The organism is Allorhizocola rhizosphaerae, assembly GCF_003426775.1.
In the GTDB taxonomy this organism is placed as follows: Bacteria; Actinomycetota; Actinomycetes; order Mycobacteriales; family Micromonosporaceae; genus Allorhizocola; species Allorhizocola rhizosphaerae.
The window spans coordinates 1-1,958 of the sequence record NZ_QJUG01000455.1; the positions used below are offsets into that span (position 1 = coordinate 1).

1 protein-coding gene is annotated in these 1,958 nt (G+C 71.4%); it reads right to left on the reverse strand.

All coding sequences use genetic code 11. The annotated features are described in order from the left end of the window. On the reverse strand, positions 1–1,931 hold a 1,931-nt coding region (locus DM816_RS41710), incomplete at its 3' end, for a polyketide synthase dehydratase domain-containing protein (protein ID WP_162908431.1). Between the last annotated feature and the right edge of the window lie 27 nt (positions 1,932–1,958).

Here is a 1,958-nt window from a genome sequence, read left to right on the forward strand (position 1 = left end):
GCGGTCAGCTCGTCGGCGAGCTCGCGCGCGCCGGGGGTGACCGGGCCGCGGCGGCTGGCGAGCAGCAGATGCCGCACCCCGTGCCGGTGCACCAGGTGCCGGGCGAGGATCGCGCCGAGCCCGCCCGTGCCACCGGTGACAAGCACGGTTCCGCCGGTGCGCAGCGGTGCGCCGTCGTCGGTGATCGCGCGCACGCGGGCCAGCCGGGGCGCGCGTATCTGTCCGGATTGGACGGCCACCTGCGGTTCATCCATGGCGATCGCCGTGGGGAGCAGGTGCAGCGCGTCGTCGGCGCCGTCGATGTCCACCAACACGATCCGGTCCGGGTTCTCCGCTTGGGCGGATCTCAGCAGCGCGGTCGCCGCGGCCAGCGCCAGATTGCCGCCGCCGATCTCCTCGGCGAGCAGGCCGCGGGTGACCACGACCAGCCGTGACTGCGCGAACCGCGCGTCGGCGAGCCAATCCTGAGCCAGCTGCAGCGCCGCCCGGGTGACGGAGTGGACCTCGGCGATCGCATCGGTGTAGGCGGCACCGGCCGGTTCGACCAGGCGGGTGAGCACGATATCCGGCACGCCATCGGCGGGTTCGGCGAGCAGCTCGCCGAGCGTGACGCCATGCCGGGTTATCCCCAGCGCTGCACCGAGACCCAGGTCGTCATGGCCGAGCACGGCCCAGCCGGTGGGGTCGCTCGCGGTACCAGCTGAGACGGTATCCCATTCAACAGCGAACAGGGATTCGCGATGGGGCGCGCGGCTCGCAGGGAGGGCGTCGGCCGCAACCGTCCGCCACTGCAGCGACCGAACCGAAGCGACCGGTGCACCGGCCCCGTCGGCGATCAGCATGGCGACCGTGTCGGCACCGGTGGCGGTGAACCGCACCCGCAGCTCGGTCGCGCCGATCGCGTGTACCGATACGCCGTTCCAGGCGAACGGGAGTGCCGGTTCGGCCGCGTCTTCCAGCGCCCTGAGCATGAACGCGTGCAGCGTCGCGTCGAGCAGCGCGGGGTGAACCCGGAACCCGTTGGGGTCCAAGGGCTCCGGCAGTGCGATCTCGGCGTAGACGTCGCCGCCGGCGCGCCAGGCTCGGCGTAGTCCCTGGAACGCGGGACCGTAGCCGTATCCCTGCTCGGCCAGGCTGGCGTAGGCATCGTCGACGGGTATCTCGGCCGCATCGGCGGGCGGCCAGGCGGCCAGCCCATCCGTGGCCGCCCCGGGTGCGGCGGGTGCGACGAAGCCGGTGGCGTGACGGGTCCATTCCTCCTCGTCGCGAGCACGCGCGTAAACGCTGACCGGTCTGCGCCCATCGCCATCGGCCTCACCCACGGCCACCTGAAGGTTTATCGGCTCGCCGGGCGGGAGCACCAACGGCGCGGCCAGGGTGAGTTCGTCGAGATCGCCGCAGCCGACCTGGTCTCCGGCCCGGATGGCCAGCTCGACGAAGGCGGTGCCCGGGAACAGCACCGTGTCCATGACTTTGTGGTCGGCCAGCCAGGGCTGGGCGTGCATGGAGATCCGTCCGGTGAGCAGCGCGCCGTCGCCGCCGGCCAACGGCACCGCCACAGCCAGCAGCGGGTGCTCGGCGTCGTCGAGGCCGGTAGTAGCTAGATCCGCGCCCGGAACCGCGGTCATCCAGTACCGCTTCCGCTGGAACGCATACGTTGGGAGCTCCACTTCGGACGCCGCGTTGGCGAGCCGGGGCCAGGTCGCGAACGCACCTCTGGTGTAGAGGCGGGCGAGTGCAGTAAGCAGTTCGCGAGGCTCTTCGCGGTCGCGGCGCAAAGCAGCCACCGCCGCCACGTTGTCGGGCAGGAACTCTGCGGCCATCCCAGTCAGCACCGCATCCGGCCCGACCTCCAACAACGTGGACACACCCCGATCCACCAAAGTGGACACCGCATCAGCGAACATCACCGGCCGACGCACATGCTCCACCCAATACTCCGGATCGGTCACCTCCCC